The following is a 795-nucleotide window of genomic DNA, read 5'->3' as shown; positions in this document are numbered from 1 at the left end:
GGCCCCGAAGGCGTAGGGATCGGGCTGGGCCGGGGCGGGGTAGCCGTAGCCGTCGGGCTGCGCGCCGTAGGCCGACTGCTGCTGCTGGGCCGCGAAGCCGAAGGGGTCGGTGGAGTGCTGCTGCCCCTGGGCCACGTAGGGATCGGCGTGCGACTGGTGGGCGGAGGCCGGGAACTGCTCGACGTGCGGCGTGAAGGGATCCACCGGCTGCTGCCGGGCGGCCGGGGGTGCGAACGGGTCCACCGGCTGCTGGGCGGGGACGCCGTACGGGTCGGCCTGCTGGGCCTGCGGCGACACGCCGTACGGATCGGGCTGCTGAACCTGCGGGGAGACGCCGTAGGGGTCGGCCTGCTGGGCCTGCGGGGAGACGCCGTAGGCGTCGGGCTGCTGGGCCTGCGGGGACACGCCGTACGGGTCCGGCTGCGGGGCGGACACGCCGTAGGGGTCGGGCTGCTGGGCCCCGTAGAGGTCACCGGGTATCTGGTAGAGCGGCTCGGCGGGACCGGCTCCGAGCGGCTCGACCGGCTGCGGCTGCCCGTAGGGCAGGGAGTCGCCCACGATCATGTTCTCCCGCGGCACCACGTCGGCCGAGCCGTACCCGTCGCCGGGACCGTATCCGGCGGCCGCGCGGTCCTGGGACCGGTCCAACGGCGGCACGGCGCCCCGCGCGACGAGCACGTCGTTGGGACCGAGGGCCGCGACCTGGCGCGGCTCGTCCGGCGGGGGGGAGATCTGGGTGGCGGGGTCGGCGTACTGCGGCTGGGCGTAGTCCTCGGGGCGCGGCCGGGCGTACTG

At 76.2% G+C, this 795-nt stretch carries 1 pseudogene; it reads right to left on the bottom strand.

Going from position 1 to position 795, the window contains the following annotated elements:
• A pseudogene (locus CA984_RS46955) lies at positions 1–795 on the bottom strand (hypothetical protein); the annotation flags it as partial.

The sequence above is a fragment of the Streptosporangium minutum genome (genome assembly GCF_002149035.1).
In the GTDB taxonomy this organism is placed as follows: Bacteria; Actinomycetota; Actinomycetes; order Streptosporangiales; family Streptosporangiaceae; genus Streptosporangium; species Streptosporangium minutum.
Note: the sequence above shows the minus strand (reverse complement) of the source record. Positions and strands in the feature narration are given on the sequence as shown.